The 26275-nt window shown below is 68.9% G+C and carries 14 protein-coding genes and 1 pseudogene; 8 read left to right on the top strand and 7 right to left on the bottom strand.

All coding sequences use genetic code 11. The features are described from left to right. Positions 1-25 precede the first annotated feature (25 nt). A pseudogene (locus tag HDA45_RS38040) lies at positions 26-5944 on the top strand (thioester reductase domain-containing protein); the annotation flags it as partial. 126 nt (positions 5945-6070) lie between these two features. Here the strand turns inward: HDA45_RS38040 and HDA45_RS38045 are convergent. Further along, positions 6071-6646: a maleylpyruvate isomerase N-terminal domain-containing protein gene (locus tag HDA45_RS38045; protein WP_184903731.1), complete on the bottom strand. Its 576-nt coding sequence runs from the start codon at positions 6644-6646 to the stop codon at positions 6071-6073. After that, positions 6643-7632 (bottom strand): RNA polymerase subunit sigma-70, encoded by a 990-nt coding sequence (locus HDA45_RS38050; RefSeq protein ID WP_343072244.1) that lies wholly within the window; start codon positions 7630-7632, stop codon positions 6643-6645. The genes HDA45_RS38045 and HDA45_RS38050 overlap by 4 nt, the downstream gene beginning before the upstream one ends. A gap of 112 nt (positions 7633-7744) precedes the next feature. Here HDA45_RS38050 and HDA45_RS38055 point away from each other — a divergent pair, with 112 nt between their 5' ends. The 4 genes from HDA45_RS38055 (at position 7745) to HDA45_RS38070 (ending at position 12991) form a co-directional block, all read left to right on the top strand. Then, entirely contained in the window at positions 7745-9181 is a 1437-nt protein-coding gene (locus HDA45_RS38055) for an MFS transporter (protein ID WP_184903733.1), read from the top strand. A gap of 105 nt (positions 9182-9286) precedes the next feature. Beyond that, the gene (locus HDA45_RS38060) at positions 9287-9760 is read left to right on the top strand and encodes a (2Fe-2S)-binding protein (RefSeq protein WP_184903735.1); all 474 of its coding nucleotides are present in this window, start codon (positions 9287-9289) and stop codon (positions 9758-9760) included. Between the two features lies 1 nt (position 9761). Then, entirely contained in the window at positions 9762-10751 is a 990-nt protein-coding gene (locus HDA45_RS38065) for an FAD binding domain-containing protein (RefSeq protein WP_184903737.1), read from the top strand. Continuing rightward, a complete protein-coding gene (locus HDA45_RS38070) occupies positions 10751-12991 on the top strand; it encodes a molybdopterin cofactor-binding domain-containing protein (RefSeq protein ID WP_184903739.1) in 2241 nt (746 codons plus the stop codon). The genes HDA45_RS38065 and HDA45_RS38070 overlap by 1 nt, the downstream gene beginning before the upstream one ends. A 42-nt stretch (positions 12992-13033) precedes the next feature. On the opposite strand, the gene HDA45_RS38075 is transcribed toward HDA45_RS38070, so the two are convergent. The 3 genes from HDA45_RS38075 to HDA45_RS38085 form a co-directional block, all read right to left on the bottom strand. Continuing rightward, positions 13034-13642, bottom strand: coding sequence for a mycothiol-dependent nitroreductase Rv2466c family protein (locus HDA45_RS38075; protein WP_184903741.1), 609 nt, complete (start codon positions 13640-13642; stop codon positions 13034-13036). Between the two features lie 93 nt (positions 13643-13735). Next, the gene (locus tag HDA45_RS38080) at positions 13736-15130 is read right to left on the bottom strand and encodes a macro domain-containing protein (protein ID WP_184903743.1); all 1395 of its coding nucleotides are present in this window, start codon (positions 15128-15130) and stop codon (positions 13736-13738) included. A 27-nt stretch (positions 15131-15157) separates the two neighbouring features. Beyond that, complete coding sequence (locus tag HDA45_RS38085) at positions 15158-15877, bottom strand: NUDIX hydrolase (protein WP_343072245.1); 720 nt, start codon at positions 15875-15877, stop codon at positions 15158-15160. Positions 15878-15902: 25 nt separating this feature from the next. Between HDA45_RS38085 and HDA45_RS38090 the strand changes: the two genes are divergently transcribed. The 3 genes from HDA45_RS38090 (at position 15903) to HDA45_RS38100 (ending at position 22516) form a co-directional block, all read left to right on the top strand. Then, positions 15903-17045 (top strand): phosphorylase family protein, encoded by a 1143-nt coding sequence (locus HDA45_RS38090; protein WP_184903745.1) that lies wholly within the window; start codon positions 15903-15905, stop codon positions 17043-17045. Between the two features lie 13 nt (positions 17046-17058). Next, positions 17059-18663 (top strand): hypothetical protein, encoded by a 1605-nt coding sequence (locus tag HDA45_RS38095; RefSeq protein ID WP_184903747.1) that lies wholly within the window; start codon positions 17059-17061, stop codon positions 18661-18663. Positions 18664-18778: 115 nt separating this feature from the next. After that, positions 18779-22516 carry an NACHT domain-containing protein gene (locus HDA45_RS38100; protein ID WP_184903749.1) on the top strand — a complete coding sequence of 1246 codons (3738 nt, stop codon included), beginning with the start codon at positions 18779-18781 and terminating at the stop codon, positions 22514-22516. Between the two features lie 55 nt (positions 22517-22571). Here the strand turns inward: HDA45_RS38100 and HDA45_RS38105 are convergent, their stop codons facing one another. Continuing rightward, positions 22572-24095, bottom strand: coding sequence for a nucleobase:cation symporter-2 family protein (locus HDA45_RS38105; protein WP_184903751.1), 1524 nt, complete (start codon positions 24093-24095; stop codon positions 22572-22574). Positions 24096-24320: 225 nt separating this feature from the next. Further along, the gene (locus HDA45_RS38110) at positions 24321-26261 is read right to left on the bottom strand and encodes an NPCBM/NEW2 domain-containing protein (RefSeq protein ID WP_184903753.1); all 1941 of its coding nucleotides are present in this window, start codon (positions 26259-26261) and stop codon (positions 24321-24323) included. Positions 26262-26275: the final 14 nt, after the last annotated feature.

A 26275-nucleotide genomic window follows, 5' to 3' on the forward strand; every position in this document is an offset into this window, starting at 1 on the left:
GGTTTGCATGTCCAACGAGCAGAAGCTGGCCGAATACCTGAAATGGGTCACGGCCGACCTGCAGAAGACCAGGCTCCGGCTGGCGGAGCTGGAGGCTGGGCGCGAAGAGCCGATCGCGATCGTGGGGATGGCGTGCCGCTATCCCGGCGGCGTCGCGTCCCCGGAAGACCTGTGGCGCCTGGTGATCGAGGAACGGGACGCCATCTCGGAATTCCCCGAGGACCGGGGCTGGGACGTGGACGCGCTCTACGACCCGGAACCGGGAAAACCGGGGAAGACCTACACCCGGCACGGCGGTTTCCTCGACGACGCCACGAAGTTCGACGCGGGATTCTTCGGGATCTCCCCGCGCGAGGCCCAGTCGATGGACCCGCAGCACCGGGTCCTGCTGGAGACCTCGTGGGAGCTGTTCGAACGCGCGGGGATCGATCCGTCCACGTTGCGCGGCAGCCGGACCGGGGTGTTCGTCGGCGTGGCCGGTCAGACGTACCTGCCGCTGGACGGCCCCCGGGAACTCGAGGGCTACCTCACCACGGGCCGTCTGGGCAGCGTCGCCTCCGGCCGCCTTTCGTACTTCTACGGTTTCGAAGGCCCGGCGGTCTCACTGGACACGGCGTGCTCCTCGTCGCTGGTGGCACTGCATCTGGCGATGCAGTCCCTGCGCCGCGGCGAGTCCACGATCGCGATCGCCGGTGGGGCCAGCGTCGCCGGGGCACCCGGTGGTTTCGTCGACTTCTCCCGCCAGCAGGGGCTTTCGCCGGACGGCCGGTGCAAATCCTTCGCGGCGGCCGCGGACGGCACCGGCTGGTCCGAAGGCGTCGGACTCCTGCTCGTCGAGAAACTCTCGGACGCGAGGCGCAACGGGCACCGCGTGCTGGCCGTCGTCCGCGGATCGGCGATCAATCAGGATGGCGCGTCGAACGGCCTGACCGCGCCCAACGGCACGTCCCAGGAACACGTCATCCGGCAGGCACTGGCCGACGCGAAACTCGAAGCGTCCGATGTGGACCTCGTCGAGGCGCACGGCACCGGCACCCGGCTGGGCGACCCGATCGAGGCGAACGCCTTGATCGCCACCTACGGACAGGGCCGGAAACAGCCGCTGTGGCTGGGCTCGCTGAAGTCGAACATCGGGCATACGGTCGCGGCCGCCGGCGTCGGCGGGGTGATCAAGATGGTCCAGGCCATCCGGTACGGCGCGATGCCCAAGACCCTGCACGTCGACGAGCCCAGCCCGCACGTCGACTGGCAGGCGGGCGCGGTCTCGCTGCTGACCGAAAGGCGGTCGTGGCCCGAGACGGACGGGCCGAGGCGGGCCGCCGTGTCGTCCTTCGGGGTCAGCGGGACCAACGCGCACACGATCATCGAGCAGGCGCCCGACGCCGACGAGCCCGAACGGACGGCCTCGCCGGTCGTGCCCTGGGTGCTGTCGGCCAAATCGCCGGACGCCGTCGCGGCGCTGGCACGACGCCTCAAGTCCACAATGGAGCAAGGCGGGCCGGACATCCGGGACGTCGGGTTCTCACTCGCCGGACGGACCTCGTTCGACCACCGCGCGGTCGTCGTCGGGACGGACCGCGACGAACTGCTCGCCGGGCTGGATTCGGTCACGGCCCGCCGGGTCGCCGGTGGCAAGACCGCGTTCCTGTTCACTGGTCAGGGTTCTCAGCGGGCTGGTATGGGTCTTGAGTTGTATGAGGCGTTCCCGGTGTTCGCGCGGGCTTTCGATGAGGTGTGCGATGAGTCGTTGCGTGAGGTGATCGCGTCCGGGGTGGATCTTGATCAGACTGGGTGGGCTCAGCCCGCGCTGTTCGCGATTGAGGTCGCGTTGTTCAGGTTGTTGGAGTCGTGGGGTGTTCGGCCTGATTTTGTGGCGGGGCATTCGATCGGTGAGATCGCGGCTGCTCATGTGGCGGGTGTGTTTTCGCTTGAGGATGCGTTGACGTTGGTGCGGGCGCGTGGCCGGTTGATGCAGCAGTTGCCGCTCGGAGGCGCGATGGTGGCGATCCAGGCTCGCGAAGAAGACGTGCCTTTGGCCGCCGGTGTCGGCATCGCGGCGGTCAACGGGCCGGACTCTGTGGTCATTTCCGGTGTCGAGGACAGGGTTCTGGAGATTGCGGCGAGCTTTGCTAAGACGAAGCGCCTGGCGGTGAGTCATGCCTTCCACTCGCCGTTGATGGAGCCGATGCTGGGCGAGTTTCGTTCGGTGGTCGAGGGTTTGGAGTTCGGGTCGCCGGGTGTTGCGGCGGTGTCCACTGTGTCCGGTCGTGTGGTGTCGGGGGAGTGGAGCACAGCCGAGTACTGGGTGCGGCAGGTTCGTGAGCCCGTCCGGTTCATGGACGCCGTGCGGACGCTCGCCGAAGAGGGTGTGGGGACGTTCGTCGAGGTCGGTCCGGACGCCGTGCTCTCGGCGATGACCCGGGACGTCCTCGGCGACGTGAACGTCCTGGCGTTGCTGCGCAAGGGACGGTCCGAGGCGAAGACCCTCGTGCACGGACTGGCCGGGCTGGAATCCGTGCGCTGGCCGTCGTTCTTCGACGGCACCGGCGCCCGGATCGCGGACCTGCCGACGTATCCCTTCGAACGCGAGCACTACTGGATCGAGCCGGGCGTCGAGGACACGACCGGTGCCCTCGGGCATCCCTTGCTGGCCAAGGCGGTCACGGTCGCGGACTCCGGTGGCACGCTGTTCACCGGCACGTTGTCCCGGCGCGTGCACGGATGGGACGTGGTCCCGGCGCCGGTGCTCCTCGAACTCGCCATCCGGGCGGGCGACGAACTCGGCTGCACCGAAGTCGACGATCTGACCCTGCTCGGCTCGCTCGTCCTCCCGGAGCGCGGCGGCCTCCAGTTCCAGGTGCGAGTGGGCGAACCGGACTGCACGGGCAGCCGGGCGGTCACCCTCCACGCCCGCCCCGACGACGACGAGTCCCCGTGGACCGATTACGCGCGGGGACGGCTGAGCTTGCGGGCACCGGGACACCGCCCGGCGGAGGACGGTCCGTGGACCGAAGTCCGATTGCCGGGGAAGGCCGATCCCGGCGGGTACGCGGTGCATCCGGAACTGCTCGACGAGGCGTTGCGTGCGGTGCTCCCCGAAGGCGTCGTGGTGTCCCGCTGGCAGGGTGTGCATCTCCACGCGACCGGTGCGACCGCCCTGCGAGTCCGGTCACTGCGGCGTGAAGACGGGACCTACGCGCTGTGGCTCGCGGATCTCTCCGGGCAGGCTGTCGCCGACGTCGAGTCCCTGACCGTGCGCGAACACGCCGACGAGATCCGGACCGAGGACGCGCTGTTCACGGTGGATTGGCTGCCGTTGGCGCCGGGCAAGGGTTCGTCCCCGGGCCACGACGCGGAGGTGATCGCGTGGCAGCCGGGTCCGCTCGGCGAAGGCGTTCAGCGGACTCTCGGCCTGCTCAAGGAGCACCTCGCCGGAGAGCGCACCCTCGTGATCACCACCCGGGGCGGCGTCTCGACCGGCGGCGAGGACGTGCCGGACCTGACCGCGGGCGCGGTGTGGGGTCTGGTGAGGTCGGCGCAGTCCGAGGCACCGGGCCGGATCGTCCTGGTGGACACGGACGACGACCACGCACTCGACACACTGCTGCCGTCCATCCTGGCCGCGGGCGAACCCCAGGCCGCGATCCGGGACGGCCGCGTCTTCGTGCCACGGCTCGCTCGGGCGCAGGCACCCGGTCCGCGGACCGGGACCTGGGACACGGACGGGACCGTCTTGATCACCGGTGGTACCGGCGGCCTCGGCGCGGTGTTCGCGCGGTACCTCGTGACCCGGCACGGCGTGCGTGACCTGCTGTTGCTGAGCCGTCGCGGCGCCGAAGCCCCCGGCGCGGACCGCCTGCACGCCGAACTGACCGGACTCGGCGCGCGGGTCACGATCACCGCGTGCGACGTGACCGACCGCGGATCACTCGCCGCGGCACTGGCGGATCACCCGGTGATCGCCGTCGTGCACACGGCGGGTGTGATCGACGACGGCGTGATCACTTCGTTGACGCCCGAACAGATCGCAAAGGTGATGCGGCCCAAGGCGGACGCGGCCCGGTACCTGCACGAGCTCACCGGCGAGCTGACCGCGTTCGTGCTGTTCTCCTCGATCGCCGGGGTGATCGGCGGCCCCGGCCAGGGCAACTACGCGGCCGCGAACGCCTACCTCGACGCGCTCGCCCAGCATCGCCACGCTCAGGGACTCCCCGCGACCTCGATCGCGTGGGGGATGTGGGCACAGGCCACGGGTATCACCGGCGATCTGGACGAGGCCGACCTGAAGCGGATGGCCAGGGCGGGTTTCCTGCCGATCGAGTCCGACCGCGGGCCCGCCCTGCTGGACGCCGCCCTGCGGGCCGGTTCGCCCGCGATCGTGGCTACCCCGCTGGCCATCGGGGCGATGCGGGAGCGGCCCGCCCAGGTACCCGCGTTGCTGCGGGATCTGGCCCGCGTGACCCGGCGGCGCGTCGCCCAGAACACCGAGGCCGACGCCGGCGGATTGACGCGACGCCTCGAGGGGCTGGCCGAACCGGAGCGGCGTGCGATCCTGCTGGAGATCGTGCTCGCCGAGATCGCGGCGGTGCTCGGCCGCGCGGACGCGAACGGGATCGGACCGGACCAGCCGCTCCCGGACCTCGGCTTCGACTCGCTGACGTCCGTGGAACTCCGCAACGCCCTCGGCGCGGCGACAGGCACGAACCCACCGTCCACAATGGTCTTCGATCACCCGACGCCCGCCGCGCTCGCGGACCGGCTGCTGGCCGATCTGGCCGGTTCCGGATCCGACGGCGGGGAGCCGCGCTTCGCGGACGAGATCCACCTCGCCGAAGACATCCGGCCGTCGGATCAGGTCGTGTGGTCGGTGCCGGATCCGGACAAGATCCTGCTGACGGGGCCGACCGGGTTCCTCGGCGCCTTCCTGCTGCGCGACCTCATGCGCACCACGAAGGCGAAGGTGTACTGCCTGGTGCGAGGAGGCGACGCGGCCCGTCTGCGGGAAGGCCTGGAGTGGTACCGGGTCTGGCCGGAGATCGACGAAGACCGCTTGGTGGTCGTCCCCGGCGACCTGTCCGAACCCCTCTTCGGACTGTCCGAAAAGGACTACGACACCCTCGCCAGGGAGATCGACGTCGTCTACCACGTGGGCGCGACGGTGAACTGGCTCTACCCGTACTCCGCGTTGAAGGCCTCGAACGTGACCGGGACCGAACAGGTCCTGCGGCTGGCCGCCCGGCATCGCAGCGTCCCCGTGCACCACGTCTCGACGACCGGCGTGTTCGCCGTGCCCGGGGAAGAGGGCGCGCCGCTGCGGGTCACCGATCCGACCGGGCCCGCCGAGCAGCTCGCCAGCGGGTACCTGCGGAGCAAATGGGTGGCCGAACAGCTCATCGGCGTCGCCCGCGACCGGGGCCTGCCGGTGTCGGTCTACCGGGTCGACGTGGTCTGCGGGGACCAGACGACCGGGGCCTGCCAGACCAAGGACTTCGTCTGGCTCAGCCTGAAAGGCCTGCTCCAGGCCGGGGCTGTCCCGGCCGGAGCGGTCGGGCGGTTCCCGATGGTCCCGGCCGACTACGTCAGCGCGGCGATCGTCGCGCTGTCCGGACGCGACGCGGGGGAGACCTTCCACCTGTACAACCAGAACGGCGCGTCACTGGCCGAGTTCGTGGACCACCTGCGCTCGTTCGGCTACACGATCGACGAGCTGCCGCGAGCCGAGTGGCGGTCGATCGTCCAGGCGGACAAGGACAACGCGATGCTGCCGTTGCTCGAGGCGTTCGAAGCGATCATGACGCCCGGCGGGGGATACCCGGTCATCGACACGGGGGACACCGAACGGGCACTGGAGGGCACCGGCATCACCTGCCCGAGGATCGACAAGCGACTGTTCGCCCGCTACGTCGACTTCTTCGTGAAGTCGGGCTACTTCCCGGAGGCTTGAGACTTCCACCTCGGCCGACCAATCACCGTGGTGCGCGTGAAGGCCCCCTTCCTCTAGTCCGTGAAGGCCTCCTTGCCTACCCTGAAGGTAGTGAAGGAGTCCTTCACGGACTTGGGGCGGGCCACCTCAGTAAGGAGTGCGTCCCAGTAGCGTCACGAGCCTGTCGCTCGGCTGCGTCGAACGGGTCGCCACGGCCGGAGCGAACAGCGAGTGCCGGGTGGCGTCCGTGACCACCGCCGGCGCCAGCTCCAGCAACGTCGTGGCCAGATCGTCCGGGATCCGCTGCGGGGTCCGGCACGCCATCGCGATGTCCCAGCCGTGCACCGCGACCTCCAGCGCACCGGTGGCGGCGAGGATCGAACTCGACATCGGCCGGTCGGCGACCGTGACGACCTGCTCTTCCTGACAGACCTCGACGCACGTCCGCAGCAGACGGCACGCCCGGCCGCGGAACAGGCTCACCGCGCCTGTCACGGGTTCGGACTCGGGTGCCGAGGTGACCCGCACGCACCCTTCACTGACACCTTCGTGCAGCGCGTCCAGCGATTCGCTGAAATGCAGCAGCAGCAGTTCCAGGTTCCAGCCTTCGCACGGTGTCGGCCACGTGAGCATTTCCGGCGTGACGCGCTGGGCCGTGCCCAGGGCGTAGTTCAACGCCCGTTTCAGCAGGCCGAGGCCGTCGATCGTGGTGGTCACCGTCATGCGGTGAACCGGGTCGGCAGGCCGAGGCCGCCGAACAGCCCGGGCTTCTGGTGCGAGACGATGCGGGCGATGCCGGTTTCGGTGATGGTGAGCACCTCGACGGAGTACGCGTGGTGCGCCCCGTCCTCGCCCAGCATGTACGTGGCGAACGCCGGGCGGCCGTCGACCGTGCACCGCACCAGTTTGCAGGTGCCGAACGCCGGGCACTCCGTGCCGAGGAACCGCGCGATCTCCTCGCGTCCGGCCAGCACCGCCGGGTCCGGGGGAAGCTCGCACACCGCGTCCTCGGTCAGCAGCTGCATCAGCAGGGTCAGATCGCCGACCTCGAACGCCGTCACGTACTGGTCGAGCAGATGCCGCTGGCGCCTGTCGGCGGGCTCAGCGACGTCGTCCGCGGCCATCGTGACCTGCGAAAGCTGGGTGCGGGCACGCTGCAGCATGCTGTGCACGGCCGTGCTGGTGGTGCCGAGCAGCTCGGCGACCTCGGAGGCCTGCCAGTTCAGCACCTCACGCAGGATCAGCACGGCCCGCTGACGTGGTGGCAGATGCTGCCACGCCGCCGCCAGCGCGAGCCGCATGGTCGCCCGCGACATCACGACCTTGGCCGGATCCTCGGCCGCCGTGCCGAACAGGACGTCGGCGATCGGCTCGAGCCAGGTGGGCTCACGGCCCGCCGCCTCGTCCGCGCCGGGAGGCGGACCGCCGAGCCCGGTCGGCATCGGCCGCCTGCCCCGCGTCTCGATGGCGTTCAGGCACGCGTTCGTGGCGATCCGGTACAGCCAGCTGCGCAGGGAAGAACGGCCTTCGAAGTCCTGGTACGCCCGCCACGCCCGCAGGTACGTCTCCTGCACGAGATCCTCGGCCTCGTCGACCGAACCGAGGATGCGGCGGCAGTGCAGCAGCAGCTCGCGCCGGAACGGATCGGTCAGGCTGGCGAAATCCCCGACCTCTTCGGCCAGTGCCGGTGCCGGTCTGGCTCGGTCCACGTCGTTCTCCTAACCCCTCGGATCGACCTTCCCTCATTAAGACAGCCGAGACCCCGTGAATTCATCGGTGGGCGACCGATGAATCGGCCGGAGCCCACCGGTCTGCCTTAGTATGACTGACACGCAATCAGCTCCGGCCCAGCCGGACCCGCGCCGGTGGAAGGCGCTGGCGTTGCTCTGCGCGGCCTTCTTCATGGTGGCCCTCGACGGACAGATCGTCATCCTCGCGCTCCCGTCCATCCAGGACGACCTGGGCTTCACCGCCTCCGGCCTGCAGTGGGTGCTCAGCGCCTACCTGCTGAGCTTCGGTGGTCTGCTCCTCCTGGGCGGCCGGATCGCCGACCTGTTCGGCCCACGCCGCCTGTTCCTGGCGGGCGTGGTGTTGTTCCTGGTGTCCTCGGCGCTGTGCGGCCTGGCCTGGGACGGCAACGTCCTCGTGATCGCCCGCGTGATCCAGGGGGTGTCGGCCGCGATCATGTCGCCCACGGCGCTGGCCCTGCTGATGACCACCTTCGACGAAGGTCCGGAACGCAACCGCGCGCTGGCCATCTGGACCGGCACGGGTGCCTTCGGCGCCACCGCCGCCCTGCTGATCGGTGGCGTGCTCACCGACCTGCTGGGCTGGTCCTGGATCTTCTACATCAACATCCCCGTCGCGCTGGCCATGCTCCTGCTGACCCCGGTGCTGCTGCGGGAGAGCGCGCCCGCGGTGAAGGGTGTCGGTTTCGACATCGGCGGCGCAGTGACCAGTACCGCCGCCCTCGTGCTGGCGATCTTCGCGATCGTCGAGGCGCCGACGGCGGGCTGGGGCAGCGGGCAGACCCTCGGCCTGCTGGGCGGCGCGGCCGTGCTCCTGGTGCTGTTCGTGATCATCGAGTCGAAGTCCAGGGCGCCGCTGGTGCCGTTGCGGATCTTCCGGTCGAGCAGCCTCACCGGCGGGAACCTGATGATGATCCTGGTCGGCATGCTGCTGGTCGGCTTCAACGTCGTCGTCTCGCTCTACGCCCAGCAGGTCCTGCTGTTCACGCCGGTCATCTTCGGCCTCGGCACGCTCGCGTACGCCGTGATGGACCTCGTCTCCGCGAACGTCGGCGGGGCGCTGGTGACCAAACTGGGCTACAAGGTGATGGCGCTGATCGGCATGCTGCTGTTCGGTGCGGGCGCGCTGATCATGACGTTCATTTCGCCGGACGGAAGCTACTTCGGTGACCTGTTCCTCGGCCTGATCGTGTTCGGCGCGGGTGTCGGTACGTGCTTCGTCGCCGTCACCATCGCCGCCCTGACCGGCATCCCCGACGAGGACGCCGGCCTGGCGTCGGGCATCAACAACGCCGCGTTCTGGATCGGCGGCGCGCTGGGCTCGGCGGTCGTTTCGACCGTGGCGGTCGCCTACACCACCGGCACCGGCCCGGCGGCGCTCACCGACGGCTTCCAGGCGGCTTTCTGGGCCTGTTTGATCGTCGCGGCCATCGGAGTGGTGATCGCACTGGTATTGCTGGCCATGCGCAAGTCCGACGCGGAGACGCAGCAAGTCGCGGACGTGCACTGACCACTGACCCGAGGAGTCACCCGCTCCTCTTCCTACCGGCTTACCGCCGCGTCCACCCCCGGCGCGGCGGTAAGCCGGTTTTCGGAACCCACTGGGAGGAACTGAATGTCCGATACGGTGCCGGTACGGCTGACGGTGAACGGCAAAGACCATGAGGTGACCGTCGACCCGCGCACGACCCTGCTCGGCCTACTGCGTGACCGCCTGGCCTTGGCGGGCACCAAGACCGGCTGCAACCAAGGCACCTGCGGTGCCTGCACGGTGCAGGTGGACGGCCGCAGGGTGCTCTCCTGCCTGACCCTGGCCGTCACGGTGGACGACCGCTCGGTGCGCACGATCGAAGGCCTCGCCGACGAGGACGGCACCCTGCACCCGCTCCAGCAGGCGTTCGTCGACTGGGACGCCCTGCAGTGCGGTTTCTGCACACCCGGCCAGATCCTGTCCGCCGAGGCGTGCATCCGGGAGGGCAACGCGGGTTCCGACGACGACGTCCGCGAGTACATGAGCGGCAACCTGTGCCGGTGCGCGGCATATCCGAACATCGTGCGGGCCGTGCGGTCCGTCGCCGGGGGAGCGTGACATGCGGCCGTTCACCTACACCAGGGCCGAGACCTTGGAAGAAGCCGTGCACGCCGCGCGGCGCGACGGCAGCCGGGTGCTCGCCGGCGGTACGACACTGGTGGACCTCATGCGGACCGACGTCGTGTCGCCGGATCACGTGGTGGACATCGGCCGGATCGCGGGGCTCGACCGTATCGAGCACGACGGTCCGGTGCTCCGGTTCGGCGCGCTGGCGAAGATGGCCGACGTCGCGGCGGATCCGGTCGTCCGCGACGAGTACCCCGTGCTGGCCGAGAGCCTCCGCAGGGCCGCGTCGCAGCAACTGCGCAACATGGCGACCATCGGCGGGAATCTGTTGCAGCGCACCCGGTGCCCGTACTTCCGCGACGGTGTCTCACCGTGCAACAAGCGCACGCCCGGATCGGGATGCGGCGCGCTGACGGGGCCGCATCGTGAACACGCCGTCTTCGGCGGTTCGGACGCGTGCATCGCGGTCTATCCGGGCGACTTCGGGACCGCGCTGGCCGCTTTCGACGCCACCGTCGACCTCATCGGCGTCGAGGGCGCGCGGGCGCTGCCGTTCGCGGAACTGCATACGGACGTGCTCGACCGGCCCGAGGTGGAGACCACGTTGCGGCAGGGCGAACTGATCACCGGGGTCACCGTCCCGGTCACCCCGGTCCTGCGCAGGTCCGCCTACATCAAGGTCGGCGATCGCGCCGGGTACTCGTTCGCCATCGCTTCCGCGGCCGTCGGACTCGACATCCGGGACGGCGTCGTCGTGGACGCGCGGGTCGCGCTCGGCGGCGTGGCGCCGAGGCCCTGGCGGAGCACCGCGGCCGAAGAAGCCCTCGTCGGGAAGCCGTTTTCCACGGATCTGGTCAAGGAAGCGGGCGTCGCGGCATTCGCCGACGCCGAACCGCGCAAGGACAACCTGGTCAAGGTCGCACTGGGGAAACGTGTCGTCGAACAAGCGTGCCTGACCGCGTACAGCAGGGGGGAACTGTAGTGGGGAACATCCTGGGGGAGCCCGCGGTCCGCGTCGACGCGGTCGCCAAAGTCACCGGAGCCGCGCCGTACGCGGCCGACGAGGTCATCGTCGGCATGGCGCACGCCGCGTTGACGACGAGCACCGTCGCCCGCGGCCGGATCACCGAAATCGACGTCCGTGCGGCGGAGGCCGTACCCGGTGTCCGGCTGGTGCTGACACACCGGAACCTGGGCGAGGAGATCGGCGAGGGCCGGTTCCTCGTCCCGGTCTACGGCGGTCAGTTCCAATCCAGCTTCAACCCGCTCGCCTCGGACGAGATCCGCTACTTCGGGCAGATCGTCGCGGTGACCGTCGCCGAATCCCCGGAGATCGCCGAGTACGCGGCGAGCCTGATCGAAATCCGGTACGCCGCCGAGCCCGCGGTGATCGCGTTGCAGGACACCGAAACGGCGGCCGTGATCGACCTGGTCGGCGTCGAAGCCGGTGACGCGGCGAAGGAACTCGCGCGCGCGGACGTGGTCCTCGACGAGGAATACGAGACCTCGGTCAACCACCACAACCCGATCGAACTGTTCAACGTCACCGCGACCTGGACCGGCGGCGCGCTCGAAGTACGCGTGCCCAGCCAATGGGTCACGGGCGAGCGGTACGCATTGTCCTCGGTACTCGGACTGTCCGAAGAGGACGTACGCGTGATCAGCCCGTACGTCGGCGGCGGATTCGGCTGCAAGGGCGCGACCCTGTGGCACACCGTGTTCACCGCCGAGGCGGCCCGGCGGCTGGGCGGCACGGTCAAGCTGTTCGTTTCGCGGCGCCAGATGTTCACCATCGGCGCCTTCCGGCCGCAGTCGCGGCACCGGCTGCGACTCGGGGCCACCGAAGACGGCCGGTTCACCGCGTACGACCACGAGGTCCTGACGCAGTCCTCCAGGACCGACGTCGTCGCGTTGCCCGGCACCGACAACACCGCCAGGCTCTACGCCTTCCCCGCCATCCGCACCAAGGAAAGCACCGTCCAGACCGACACGAACACGCCCGGGTTCATGCGCGGTCCGCTGGAGTTCCCGGAGCTCTTCGCGCTGGAGAGCGGGATCGACGAGCTGGCCGTGAAACTGGGGATCGACCCGGTCGAACTGCGGCTGCGCAACGAGCCCGACAAAGAACCCGTGAACGGATTGCCGTACAGCAGCCGTTCCCTCGTCGAGTGCTATCGACGGGGAGCCGAGCTCTTCGGCTGGTCCGAACGCGATCCGGCGATCGGCTCGATGCGGGGCCCGGCCGGTGAACTGGTCGGCTGGGGATGCGCGTCGGCGAGCTACCCGGTCTTCGAAGGCAGCGTGTGCGACTGCCGGATCACCGTGGACTCCGCGGGCCGGGCCGTGGTCGAGGTCGCCGCGCAGGAGATCGGCACCGGCACCTACACCACGCTCGGCCAGATCGGCGCGGCGGCGATCGGGCTCGAGGTGACCGCCGTCAGCGTCTCGCTGGGGGACAGCGACCTGCCCCGCGGCCTCGCCACGGCCGCTTCGTCGACCGTGGCGACGATCGGGTCCGCGGTCCACGTGGCCGGCCGCAAGATCCGCGAGCGGATCCTCGCCCTCGCCGCCGCCCACCTGCCGGGGGACCTCACCATCGAGGGCGGGATCGTGCGGGCGGCGAACGGCGCCCGCGTGTCGGTCGCGGAGCTGGTCGCCGCCGAGCCCGGCGGTGTGCTGAGCCTGGAATCCCGGTACACACCGCCCAACCTCACCCCGGAGATGGTCAAGACCACGTTGGAGGAGAGCACCTTCAACATCACCGGGCCGATCGGGCCGGATCACGTGACCTTCAGCTACGGCGCGAACTTCGCCGAGGTCCGGATCGACCCGATCACCCGCCGGGTCCGGCTGGGCCGGATGGTCGGGGTCTTCGGCGTCGGCAAGGTGATCAACCCGCGCGTCACCAGGAGCATGCTGATGGGCGGGATGATCTGGGCGGCGGGCCACGCCCTGATGGAGAAGACCATCCTGGACCGGGGCAAGGCCCGGTTCGTGAACACCGACCTCGCCGGCTACCACATGGCCACGAGCGCCGACATCGGTGAGGTGATCGTCGAGACCGTGGAGGAACGCGACGATCTGGTCAACGTCCTGGGCGCCAAGGGCGGCGTGGGCGAGATGGGCATCGTGGGGATGCCCGCCGCGATCGCCAACGCCGTCCACCACGCGACCGGCATCCGCGTACGCCGGGTGCCGATCCTGGTCGACGACCTGGTGTGAGGGGTCGTGGGTTGCCCTCCGCCCGTGAGGGCAACCCACCGCTCAGTCGACGAGCGGTGGCCGTGTCCGGCTTCTCTTCAGCTCGAAGAACCCGTCGACACTGGCCAACGCCGAGATCCCGTCGTAAAGCGTCCCCGCCGCCTCACCGCGCGGGATGGGCGAGATGACCGGGCCGAAGAAGGCCACCCCCCGGATCGCGATCACCGGCGTGCCGACCTCGTACCCGACACGGCTCATCCCGTCGTGATGCGAGGCCCAGAGCGCGGCGTCGTAGTCCTCCGTGTCCGCGGCGTCCGCCAGATCGATCGGCAGGTCCGCCTCGCGGAGCGATTCGATGATCGCCTCACGGTCGAGGATCCGCCCCTGATACTGGTACCTCGTGCCGAAAGCGGTGTAGAGCGGCCCCAGCACCTTGTTGCCGTGGCGTTGCTCCGCCGCGATCGTCACCCGCGCCGGGCCCCAGCCCTCATCGACGATCGCCTGGTGCTCCTCGGGGATGTCACGGCCGTGCTGCAGGACGGACCAGCTCATCACATGCCAGCGGATCTCGATCGGTCGCACCTCGCTCGCCTCGATCAACCACCGCGAGGCGATCCACGACCAGGGGCACATCGCGTCGAACCAGAAATCGACCGGGACACGGTCTTTCATGAACTCTCCTTAACCCGCCTGAAGATCCTTATCAGTAGTGACCGGCGACGACGGCCGGATTCATCGACGGATCACGGATGGAGCAACAGGGGCTCAGCCCTGCTCCGGCACCCACAGCCACGCGGACGCGGCGAACTCCTTCACCACGACCTCGACACGCCGGAACCGGGCGGCGGCGAGCTCGAAACCTCCCGGCCGGACGACCGCGGAGTACACGTGGTCCGACGTGAGCACGGCGAGGTCGCGGTCCGGTTCGTCGGCGATGGCCTGGCGCAGGGGAGGAGCGTCGACCATCCTGGCGAGGTCGACGACGAGCGGCCCGGTGTAGCCGGTGGTGCCGCTGTGGCCGAGGAGCCCCAGCGTCACGGCCATCCGCAGCCTGATCCGGTCTTCGTGGTGCCGGTTGTCTTCGGCGAGCCGCCGCGCGGTCGCCTCGATGAGCTCGGTCAGCATCCGGGACGGGTCGGCGTCACCCGGAAGGTAGATCGAGGCGCCGTCGCCGTGCCACTGGTGATCGACCTGGCCGAGGTCGGCACCCGCGTCGGCGAGGGTGCGCCGCAGCAGGGCCGGGATCCGGTGCTCCAGGCTCTCGCGGCCGGTGGTGGAGCGGCCGCCGAAACCGACCACGTCGACGGTGAGCCCGATTCGCAGCGTCTTGCGCGCCTGGCGGAACGGCGGCGCCGTCATCGCCACCTCGCGGGCGGGTTCGCCGGAGCGCGACTCTTCTCCCGGCGATGAGGGCCGCAATGCCGCGCGGTCGCACGCTTTCCGGCAAGCGGCCAGATCGATGTCGGTGTACGCGAGCAAGTACACGGCCGTGATCGCCGAGGCGGGTGTGGCGGTGAAGTAGTCGACAACCGCGCCGACCAGCGCCCGGGCGGTGTCCGCCGGGTCGCCGCCGCCTTGTCCGGCGCCCAGCAGGGGGAACAGGACGGATCGCACCGGCGTGGGATCGGTGACGCCGTCGATCGCGGTGAGTACGGCGGTGGCGCATCGGCCCACGTCGCGGATCTGGCGGTAGCCGCCGCCGGGCTCACCCTGCACCGCGGCCGAATGCGCGACATAACGGACCCCGAACCGGGCGAGATCACCCGGTCCGGTGATGATGGCCGTCCCGGCGGGCACGGGGCGTCGCGGGCCGACACGGCGTTCGAGTTCGTCGGCGATGACGTCGGCGGTGATCCGCCCCGCGGTGTCACGGCAGGCGCCTTCGTAGCGGATGATCGCCGAGACGGACAGTTCGTCGACGCGGGACATCCGCATCGCGGTGTTCTCCGGATTGACCCACAGCTGGGCGCAGTGCACCCGGCGCAGGTCGCCGGTGACGATGCCGAGGTGGCGCTCCGGCCGGACGTGCCGCATCCGGTACAGGGAGATCTCGCCGGAGTCGAGGACCCGCGGGCCCCGCGGCCGGGCCGGGCGGATGGTCCACCACAGGACCGTGGCCGCCGCCAGGCAGACGATGGTGATCGTCAGGGCCGTCGCCATCTCGGTCTCACCCCGGTGCGTGGTCGGTCACTGCTTCGGAACGCGCAGGATGGGCGGGTGCATGAGCCGGGCTTCTCCCCGGCGATAAAGGGCCGCCGGACGCCCGCCGTCGCGGGTGGTCCGCTCGCCGGTGGCGACGAGGAAACCGTCGACACCGGTGACCTTGCGGTGGAAATTGCGCGGGTCGAGTTCGTGGCCCCAGACGGTTTCGTACACGTGGCGCAATTCGCTGATGGTGAAGGGGGAAGCGCAGAAGGCGGCGCCGAGGGTGGTGTATTCGAGTTTGCCACGCGCCCGGTCGACGGCGTCGGCGATGATCGAGCCGTGGTCGAATGCCACGGTCTTTTCGTCGTGGAGCACGGTGTCGACGGGCGTCCATCGCGCCGCACGCGCGTCTCCGCCCGCGGTGGGCAGGGGAAGATCCGGTACGACGGCGAGATAGCAGACTGTCACGACACGGCCGCGGGGATCCCGATCGGGGGAGCCGTAAGTGCGCATCTGCTCCAGGTGCAGTGTATTCGCCTCGAGTCCGGTTTCCTCGGCCAATTCGCGGGCGGCGGCGACGTCGAGATCTTCCCGTTCGGACGCGATGAATCCGCCGGGCAGGGCCAACTTCCCACGAAAGGGGGAGATCGCACGTTCGATGAGCAGGATCTGCAGTGCGTCGTCGCGGACGGTCAGGACCGCGAGATCCACGGCCACCGCCACCTTCGGTATCTTCCAGGAATCCTTGGACTTGGGAGGCACGGCCGAACTCTAGCTTCTCGTCAGCTTGACGCCAAGTGATTCACGTCCTACTATCGGCCGCTATCGTCATACTGACCAAAAGGGTCGTATCCTTGATGAGGACAATGTGGTCGATTCGGCTCCACTCGCCGTCGTCCTGACGGCCATCGCCGTCGAATACGAAGCGGTGCGCGAACATCTGCTCGACGTTCGGGAACAGGTCCACCCCGCGGGCACGATCTTCACCCTCGGCCGCTTACGACGCGGCCCGTGGCGGATAGTCCTCGCCAGGACAGGGCAAGGGAATTCACCCGCGGCCGTACTGGCTGAGCGGGCGATCGCGTCCTACCGGCCGGACCTGGCGCTGTTCGTGGGCGTGGCGGGCCGGCTGCACCTCGATCTCGAACTCGGCGACGTGGTGGTGGCCAAGAAGATCTACGCGATCCACAGCGGTAAGGAGAACGACACCGGCTTTCAGCCCCGCCCCGTCACCTGGCAGCTCGACCACGGTCATCTCCAGCGGGCGGAACGGGTCGCGGAAAGCGGCGCCTGGCGAAACGCACGTCCTGACAGGCGTCGAGCCGAGGCGAGAGCGGTCGTGCGCGCGATCGCCTCCGGCGAGGTGGTCCTGGACTCGGTCGTCTCGTCACTCGCGCAACTGTGCAAAAGGCAGTACGACGACGCGGCGGCGATCGAAATGGAGGGAGCCGGGGCGGCGGTCGCGGGCCAGTTGAACGATTCGCTGCCGATGGTGGTCATCCGGGGAATCAGCGACTATGCCGACAGCCGGAAGGAAGCGACCGGCCGGGGCGGCTGGCAGGAACAGGCGTCCCGGAACGCGGCCGCGTTCGCGATGACCTTGTTGACGGAATTCAGGCCCGCCCACTGGGCCACGTCTTCGGGGGCCGCTCGCGCTATCGAGGCGGACCTCATGTCCGGAAGCGCCGATAAGCAGATCACGGCCGCGGATGCGTTGGGCAGCGGCCGTTTCGAGAACGCCGTGCCGGTGCTCGAGCAAGGTTTCCAGGAGATCTTCGACCCCGATGTGAGCCTTCGCATCATCGTGGCATTGGGGCGCTTGGGAAACTCCGCCGCACGGGAAGCACTGAGAACTCTGAATCCGCGCTATCCGATCGAGCGACTCGCCATCCGGGAAGCTCTTGAGGAATGGCAGGAGCCCTTCGAATAAGGAGATCCATTCCATGGAACACCGAATCCGGGCGCGAAGGACACGGTTCGTCGCCGCGGCGACGATCCTTCTCTGCACTGGAACGACCGGTTGCGGCGACACTTCGGAGTCGCCCGAGGCGGAACCGGCGTGCATCCGCGACAAGACGCCGTACTCACTGGGCCCGGACACCTACGCCGAGGTCGGGAAACCCGGTGAGGCCAAGGGAAACAGCCGCCCGTTCGTGGTCGTTTTCGACGAGCAGCACGCGTCGCGCATCGGGCAGGTGGAAATCGCCATGATGCTCAACCGGCTCTACCACACCGCCAACCTGCGGAATCTCGCGGTGGAGGGTGGCGTCGTCGAAAAGCCCCGGCCGGACCTCGCCTGGTTCGCGGCGAAACCCGACCCGCGGCAGCGTGTCGACGTGGCGCTGAACTTGCTGAGACAGGGCGAGGTGAGCGCCGCGGAGTTCGCGGCGATGGCTCTGCCCGGCTTCCGGTTGGAGCCGATCGAGCGCGAGAACGAACACGGTGTCGAGCTGTCGACCTCGGCCACCCGGGCGTACACCTCGTACCTGGTGGCCATCGCCGTACAGTCCATGACGAACAGCCAGGCCGCGCAAGCGGAAGCGCTCCTCAAGCAGGACAAGAAAGAGGAGGCGATCAAGTTCATCGTCGACTCGAATCCGTGGACCCAGGAGCGGCATCAGCTCCTGACGCGGAAGACGCCCGTGGTGTCCACCGAGGAAATGCGGCGGCTCGGCGCCGAACTCGAGGACAAGGCCACGCAAGTCGGCGCCGGCGTTTCGGAATACCGCAAAGACCTGCAGGCCGCGCGGAACTTCTTCGACGTGTCCACGCGGCGGAGTGCCACGATGGCCGAATTGACGTCCGGGATCGCCACGACGCACGTGCGCGAGTGCGCGCCGATCGCGATGAACATCGGCGCGGCGCACTCCGGCGAGGTCGTGAGCCTGCTGGGCCGGAAGAACATGTCCTACGCCGTGGTCTCGCCGTCCTCCTTGGAAACCGGCACGGGTCTCGGGAACGGCAGCCTGTCCATGCCCGCCTACGATCGCAAGCTGAATGGCCGATCGGTCGATCCGGCGGGTGGTATCGGGGCGCTTTTGGACGGACGGCGCAAACCGCCGCCTGCCAGCCGGCAGGAATGGTTCAAGATCAAAGCCGAGATAAGCTACGCCTCCGCCGTCATCGCCCGGGCGGCGGGCGGACAAGATCCGAAGCCGCCCTTCGGTCTCGACCAGAAGCAACTGGGCCTGGCCGGATCAGGGGCCGAAGCGCCGTCCATCTCCATCGACCTCTCCACGATCACCTTGGCGCCTGTCGAAGAGAACGGGACCAAGCGAAACCACGTCGTCTTCCAGGTCAACCTGCCCCACCAGCGCCCGGGACTGTGGATTCGGGCGGGTGTCGTCTCGTCGAAAGTCGGTGTGCCCGACGAGGCGACGCTGCAGCAAAGCCTCGAACAGGCGCTCAAGAAGATGCGCGAGGATCTCAAAAAGGAACCTCTCGCGGATGACGCGGCGCAACCGAAGGTGACCGAGATCGTCCCCGGCATCAAAGCCGCCGTCGCGACGAGCAAGGACGCCGCGCTGAACGCGAAGCTGGCGGGGTGACCGGGCCACAGGCGCCGCCCGCGAACACGCCGGCCGCGTCCCGAACCTGTGGCGTGACCGGGCCGCTGCTGGCAGACTGCGCTACGTAGTCGATCGGTGGCGGGGAGGTCAGCCGATGGAGGGGCCGAGACATGCCGTGACCGCGGCCGCGCTGGCCGCGGTGGCGGCGATCGCGGTGAGCGTGACCGTCAACGTGGCGATGGTGCTCAAGACCAGCGGATGGGCTTGGGTGGCCGTCGGCGTGGTCATGGTGGTGAGCGGGAGTGCCGCCGCCTACCTGACTTGGTCCTCGCGCGGCCGAGCGAAACAAGGGGACGTCGAGGATGCCTTCACCGCTTTGGCGGAGACGGTCAAGCGCAGGTTGGACGAGGCTGTCGACCACCGTGGTTTGGGCGCGCATCAGCTGATCGACGTGCGATGGGAAACGCGTCCCTATCGTGGGGAGACCAAGGCCACGCGTGCGGTGGCGGCCGCGGATGGTGCCGCCGGGCTGGCCGACGTGGTGCTGGGCGAGAAAGCGCGGATTCTCGTCATCGGTCCCGCCGGTGCGGGTAAGTCCTCGCTCGCCCGGCGGATGGCGCTCAAGTGGGCGGGATCCGCGGGTGAAAGCCATCCGGTGCCGATCGTCCTGACCGTGTCCACCTGGTCGGCGGGAGAATCGGTTCCGAGCTGGATCGAACGCCAGTTGTCGCTCCTGCACCCCGGCCTCGGTCGCAAAACCGAGGCCGGGGCGACGATCGCGTCCGCCCTGATCACCGCCAAACGCATACTTCCGGTGATCGACGGCCTGGACGAAGTCCCGGAAGCCCCGCAGGCCGGTTTCTGCGCCGCGCTCCACGGCGCCGCCTTGGAAGAGCTGCCCCTGATCCTCACCTGCAGAACGGATCCCGACACCGATCCGGTGACCGTGCTGCCGCCGCTCCCCGTGGACGCCGTGCTGACCATGGCGCCGGTCAAACCCGCGAGAATGCTGGCGACGTTGCGGGTATCCGCGTCCCAGTCGCAGCGCGACAGCTGGGACCGGGTCATCGCCGTCGTCAAGAACGACCCGAAGGGTTCGATGGCCGAGACGTTGTCCCGGCCGCTCATGGTGGCGATGGCCGCTCAGGTCTACCAGCGGGAAGCGCCGAAGCGAGATCCCGAGGAGCTGATCACCGCCGCGGACCCGGCCGAACACATCCTGGGCGCCTGGATTCCGGCGGTGCTTCAGCGCCAACGGAGTTCCTCGGCGGGCCCGTCCGCCCGCCGTGAGGACAAAGTGCTGCGGTGGCTGACTTTCCTCGCCCGGCACATCGACCGCCGTGAAACCCATGACTTCCGTTGGTGGGAGCTTCGGACCGCCTTGTCCGCCCGGGCCTCCCTCGCGTACATGGCGATCGCGGCCGCGGTGGTCGTGTGCGTGGCGGCGTGGAACTTCGTCGGGCCGCTTCGCGCCTTGGGGGCGGGGGCGTGTGTCGCCGTTTTCGTCGCGTTCGATTTCGTCGGCCTGCGGCCGCCCGGACAGCCTCAGCAGATCGTGACCATGCGGCCGGGGCGAACGCGCGCGTGGCTCCGGAGCCATCGGCGGCGGGTGCGACCGCGGCTGGCCCGGCGGTTCGCGACCGGGTTCCTCGGCGGATGCGGGCTGATCTGGGGTATGGGTGCCCTGCTGTGGGCGCTGTCCTTCTTCGCCCCCGGTTTCGTCCACCAGGCGCTCTCCGGCGGGGGAGTGATGCCGGATCTCCTCGTGCATGACCCGTTCGATCTGCTGGTCCTGGTCAGTCTCGGCCTGGGGCTGTTCATGGGCGCCCTGATCGCGCTGAGCCCGGTGGACCAGGACATCATGTTCCTCAAGCAGGCCGTCCTCGAAGACCGGCCGGACGACTTCCCCGGCGCGAGTCAGGGCGTCGAATTCGACCAGGCGACCAGCCCTCGGCATACCCTCGCCCAAGACCGGCGGTGGACGCTCCTGAGGTTGGTCATCGGGGCATCGTCGATCTACCTGGTCATCCAGCTGTCGTTCATCGGCGGGGCCACCCAGGCGTTTCCGTTGCTGCGATGGGCGGGCGAGCACTTGGCGCTGTGGATCGTCTGCGGGATGGTCGTTGTCGTCGTCCAGGTGTTCCTGCACGCGGAATGGCCATGGTTCGCGGCGGCCCGGATCCGGCTGGCACTCGGCGGCGAACTCCCTTTCCGGCTCATCGCGTTCCTGGACGAGATGGACGCGGTGGACATCGTGCGCCGCGAGGGCGATGTGTACCGGTTCCGGCATCCGGTCCTGCGGGACTGGCTGCTCGCGCAGGCGGCCAAAGAGCGCTATGCGTCGCTCGATGGCGAACGGCAGCGGTTTCTCCGTCGCCTGGCCGTTCCAGCCGGGCCGGATGTCACGGCGGATCTCGCGGCGTACCTCGAGGGAGTTCCCGTCGCGGAGGCGTGGCGGTCGCTGGAGGACTGCCGCCGCGCGGAGTTCTTCACCCGCGCCGACGACCGGTTCGCATGGCGAGCGGGGTGCCGCTTGGCCATTGTGGAGGCCACCCGGGCAGCGGTGGACCCACCCGGTACGCGGGAACAGATCCTCGGTGCCGTCAAGGCGTACTACCGTCGGCTGCTGGCGGCCCCCGAAGGGCCGATGTCGTTGCCGGGAAAGTCGTGGCGGCAGCTCCGAGCCGACCGTCGTTCAGTCGTCGCCTCCGTTCACCAGGCCGTTCGTGACGGCGACTTCGAGTACGCCGCAGACATCGCCTTGTCCATCGCGCCTTATCTGACCGAATGGGGGTACGAGGCCGAGGGACAGGATTTGCTCGAAGCGGTGCGCGACTGCCCGGTGCCGCCGCTCACGGCGCTCCGTCTTCGATACCAGCTCCTGTATTCGGATGTCGGCGACGCCGCTGAAGTCGTCCGCCGGGCACGGTCGCTCGATGAGCGCGATCGGGAGCTGGCGGCGTGGTGCATGGTGGCCTATTCGACGCGTGACCTCGCCACGGCCGCCGCCGTGGTCTGGCTCTGCGACCGAAGCGGTGATTCGACAGGGTTGCTCTGGGCACTCCTGTGTTTCGGTCAACTGAGCCGCGAAAAAGACCCGGACGAAGCGGAGCGCTACTACCGCCGGGCCGAACGGCTCGCGAGAAAACATGACCTTCGCTTTTTCGAGGCCCATGCGCTGTTCGGCATCGGCACCTGCCTGCTCAGTCGCGGACGGCCGATGGCGGCGGCCAGATCCTTGCGCTCGGCCCTGCGTATCTACCAGGCGATGGGCGCCGTTCGGTCGACGATCCTGACGTACCTGCGCCTCGCGGACATCTACTTCGTGTACAACCATTTGGCGGCTGCACACCGGGCGCTCTGGGCCACGATTCCCCGGTCACTGGAGATCGGGGCCTCGTACCACCTCGCGCAGGCCTACTCCCTACAAGGTGAAACGTTCTACCTCGAGAAGGATCCTTTCAACGCGGCTTGGTCTCTTCACCGGGCGAAAACGCTGTACACGCAGTGCGGTGACAAGCAAAGTGAAGCGCTCATGCTGCTCTTGTCGGGTGCGTCCCTGGTGGATTTCGGCAACGAGGTCTCCAGTCGAAAGGAGGACGGCGAGTGGGCCGTGTCCGAGGGATGGAGCCGTTTGGGGGCCGCGAGGCAGGCTTTGGCCGATTTGGGCGAGCCCGCCGCGGAAGCCCGGGCTTTGCTGGAACTCGGGCGGCGGGCCACCTCGGCAGGCGATGCCCGCCAATGGTTGTCCCAGGCAGTCGAAAAGTACGAGTCCGTGGATCGAGACGACCAAGCCCGATGGCTGGAGGAAGCGCGGACTTTGCTGAAGAGCGGTCGGCCGGTCGCGAGCCGTTCCGCGGTACCGGCAGCACGTGGTGCCCGCTGGAAATGAACGAGTCGAGGCGCCGCGGTGCGTCCGGTGCGGTCGCGAGTGTCATGTCCGGCCGTCAGTGCCCTTCCTGCTCGTTCCCGATCCGATAGGGCACGGGCCTTCCGTCCGCGTCCCGCACCTCGACCGGTTTGCCCTCGGCGTCGACGATCTTGCCGTCGACGATCTTGTCGCCGTTCTCCAGCCGGGAAAGGGCTTTGAGATCGGAGTAGTCGATCACGCGGGTCGCCGTCGCGAACACCGACGGGTCGGTGCCCGCCTTGCCCGGCTTCAGATGGTTGAACAGCAGGTTCAGCAGGACGGCCATGAGCGCGGCGGAGCTGATCCCCGAATGGAAGATCGTGCCGACCCATGCCGGGAAATGGTGGTAGAAGTCCGGCGCCGCGATCGGGACCATGCCGAAACCGACGGAAGCAGCGACGATGACCAGGTTCATGTTGCCGTTGTAGTCCACTTTGGACAGCGTCTTGATACCGGACGCCGCGACGGTGCCGAACAGCACGAGACCGGCGCCGCCCAAGACCGGGTACGGGATCGCGGCGACCACCCGGCCGAGTACCGGGAGCATGCCGAGGATCAGGAGGACCACGCCGCCGGCGGTCACCACGAACCTGCTCTTGACCCCGGTGATCGCGACCAGGCCGACGTTCTGGGCGAACGCGCTCTGGGTGAACCCGTTGAAGACCGGCGCGAGCGCCGAGGAGGCCATGTCGGCGCGCAGGCCGTCGCCGATCCGGCGCCTGCTGACCCGCGTTCCGACGATCTCTCCCACCGCGAGGATGTCGGCCGTGGTCTCGGTGAGGGTCACCAGCACGACGATGAACATCGACACGATCGCGGCGATGTCGAACGTCGGCGCCCCGAAACTGAACGGTGTCGGCACCGCGAGGATCGGGCCGTCCCAGACCTTGGAGAAATCGGCCTTGCCGAGTACGGCGGCCAGCAGGGTGCCCACCACGATCGACAGGAGGATCGAGAGCCGGGAGATCGCCGGGACGGCGACCTTGCTGAGCAGCAGCACGATCGTCAGGGTCAGCGCGGCCAGCCCGATGTTGGACACCGAACCGAAGTCCGCCGCCTTGGTGTTGTTGCCCATCGCCCACTGTGCCGCGACCGGCATCAGGCTGAGCCCGATCACGGTGATCACCGTCCCGGTGACGACCGGCGGGAAGTACTTCACCAGCCGCGAGAACACCGGCGTGATGAGCAGGCCGATCACCGTGGACGCGATCACCGCCCCGAACACCGCGGGCAGCCCGCCGTCGGCCACGATCGCGGTCATCGTCGCCACGCCTGCGAAGGAAGTGCCCTGGACCAGCGGGAGCCGAGAGCCGAAGAAGGGCACGCCATACGACTGCAGGATCGTCGCCAGCCCGCCGATGAACAGGCATGACGCGACGAGCAGTCCGATCTCGGCAGGCGAGACGCCCGCCGCGCCGCCGATGATCAACGGCGGCGCGATGATCCCGCCGTACATCGTCAGAACGTGCTGGATGCCGTAAGTGAAGCTCTTGCCGATCCCGAGCCGTTCGTCCTCGGGCCGACCCTTCGAAGCCGCTTCGGCCTGCGTCCTCTTCACCATGGATCCGCCTCTCGGTAGAAGCGAGCGATGCCGGGCAATTCCAATCTGCGGAGGTTAGCTTCCGCATGGCAGAACTTCAAGACCGACATCGCCGTCTGATCGTTGCCGCAGGAGAGCTGGGCGGCGCCGTCCTGCGGCGCCGCCCAGCCGGGTTACCCACCCAGCCCGAGGGAATCTCGGGTCGCGGCGATCATGGCATCCACCACCGACAATTCCCGAGTGCTTTCAGCAGCTGACGTAGGGGGCTATCCAGTCTCCCCAATCCCCGGCGGAGCCGTCACTCGCGTCGTCCACGGCGAGCGCGAGAACTTGCACGCCCGTCACCGGCACGACGAGACGCTGCGCGGCGTCCCCATGCCGCATGTTCCCCGTGGCCTCCAGTTCGACGCCGTCGCCGAGCACGCGGAACCCGAGCGTCCCGTTCGGCCCGCGGTCGTCGACACCCACGGTCACGGTGAACTGCTTGCACTTGCCGCCGAGGAAGTACCGCACGACCGACGGCGCGTGCGCGCCCAGCCCGCCGCGTGTCTCGGTCTTGCCGTTGATCGTGAACGGATGGCCGTTGTCGGTGCTGTCCCGCTCGACAGGGCCGAGGCCGTTCTCCGTGGAGATCCACGGCTCGGTGTTGAGCGTTCCGCTGGTGTGGGGCGGGTTCGGCGCGAGCATGAGCGGGGCCTCGGCCGACGCGGTCGCGGTCCGCGCGCCTTGCGTGGTCGTGTACGTCACGGTGGCCGGCATCTTGAACGGCTGGATGGCGGTCGAAATCGGGCGCAGCGTCACCGCGGTCTTCCACGTGTCACCCGGTTCGACGGTTTCGGTGGTCGCTTCGGCGGGGCCGTCGAACTGCCATTGCGCGGGTGCGGTCAGCCGTAGATGGGCGCCGGTGATCGGCGTCGAGCCGGAGTTGGTGAACTCGACCGTCGCGGTCACCGGCTGCGACGGCGGCACGGAGTCGGGCAGCTCGACGGTCAGCGACGTCCGCGGCGCGGCGGTCGCGTTCGCTGGCCACACACGCAGCACGGTGGCGGCGTGCCGTCCAACGGTTCCGCCGAGCGCGCCGGTCGTCACGGTCTCGTCGCCCGTCCACAGGTCGCGCACGCGATACCCGGACGCGGCGGGGAGTCCGGCATCGGCGACGGAGGTGGCGATCGGCGCGGCCAGCTCGCCGCGGTTGAACAGCACCAGCACCGCCGAGCCGTCGGACATCGGCTTCGTCCACACCTCGGTCCAGCCCGTGTCGCGGACCTTGTGCCCGCCGACGCCCGCCCAGTCCCGCTGGACGGCGATGATGTCGGGGTTGTTCATCTCGGCGGCCGGAAGCGTGGCGTCGGCCGCCAGTGCCATGTCGACCACCAGTGGTGCGTTGAGCACCGCCCACAGCCCGAGTTTGGCCTGGCGCTCGGCGGTGTCGAGGTAGCTGAAGGTGAACGAGCCCGGCATGTTCCAGCCACCCGGGCCTTCGTAGCCGTCGAGCCCGTACTGCTTGTCGAGACTTCCCGTCGAGTAACCGAAGTTGAAGGTCGCGTTCTTGTACGTGCGCCAAACCTGTGCCCCGGCCGCCCGTCCCCACAGCCACGGCTTCTGGTCACGGTCGAAATCGTCGACTTCGAGCGTGATCGGGCGTCCGGTGCGCTTGATCGCGTCCGCCATCTTCTTGACCCGCGCGGGCGCGTCGCCGTTGACGCTGTGGCAGGTGTCGTAGCGCAGGTAGTCCGCGCCCCAGCCGGCGAAGGTCTGGGCGTCGAGGTCCTCGTGGTCGAGCGAGCCCGCCGCCTGGCCACTGCAGGTCTTCGCGCCCGTGCCGCTGTAGAAACCGATCTTGAGCCCGCGCGAATGCACGTAGTCCACCAGCGCCGGAACGCCGGACGGGAAGGTGGCACGGGCGGTGAGCCTGCCGCCCGCGTCGCGCTGAGCCGCCTGCCAGCAGTCGCCGAGCATGACGTACTCGTACCCGGCGTCCCGCAGGCCGGAGCGGACCAGCTGGTCCGCCGCGGCCTTCACGACGTCCTCGGTGAACGGGTAGACGCAGTAGGGATCCCCAGTGGCCCAGGTGATCCCCAGCGGGGGTCTCTCGCCCGGAACCGGATCAGGCGGTGTATCGGCCGACGCCGGGACGGCGGTGACTGTCAGGAAAAGGGCGCAGAGCAGTACGAAAAGGCGTCGCATGGGTTTCCTCCGGA

The sequence above is a fragment of the Amycolatopsis umgeniensis genome (genome assembly GCF_014205155.1).
GTDB lineage: Bacteria > Actinomycetota > Actinomycetes > Mycobacteriales > Pseudonocardiaceae > Amycolatopsis > Amycolatopsis umgeniensis.

Bases quoted from the DNA above. Each gene is read 5' to 3' on its own strand.
- HDA45_RS38045 (WP_184903731.1), bottom strand. From the start codon at position 6,646: ATGACGGTGACCACCACGATCGACGGCCTCGGCCTGCTGAAACGGGCG.
- HDA45_RS38055 (WP_184903733.1), top strand. From the start codon at position 7,745: ATGACTGACACGCAATCAGCTCCGGCCCAGCCGGACCCGCGCCGGTGG.
- HDA45_RS38060 (WP_184903735.1), top strand. From the start codon at position 9,287: ATGTCCGATACGGTGCCGGTACGGCTGACGGTGAACGGCAAAGACCAT.
- HDA45_RS38065 (WP_184903737.1), top strand. From the start codon at position 9,762: ATGCGGCCGTTCACCTACACCAGGGCCGAGACCTTGGAAGAAGCCGTG.
- HDA45_RS38075 (WP_184903741.1), bottom strand. From the start codon at position 13,642: ATGAAAGACCGTGTCCCGGTCGATTTCTGGTTCGACGCGATGTGCCCC.
- HDA45_RS38080 (WP_184903743.1), bottom strand. From the start codon at position 15,130: ATGGCGACGGCCCTGACGATCACCATCGTCTGCCTGGCGGCGGCCACG.
- HDA45_RS38095 (WP_184903747.1), top strand. From the start codon at position 17,059: ATGGAACACCGAATCCGGGCGCGAAGGACACGGTTCGTCGCCGCGGCG.
- HDA45_RS38100 (WP_184903749.1), top strand. From the start codon at position 18,779: ATGGAGGGGCCGAGACATGCCGTGACCGCGGCCGCGCTGGCCGCGGTG.
- HDA45_RS38105 (WP_184903751.1), bottom strand. From the start codon at position 24,095: ATGGTGAAGAGGACGCAGGCCGAAGCGGCTTCGAAGGGTCGGCCCGAG.
- HDA45_RS38110 (WP_184903753.1), bottom strand. From the start codon at position 26,261: ATGCGACGCCTTTTCGTACTGCTCTGCGCCCTTTTCCTGACAGTCACC.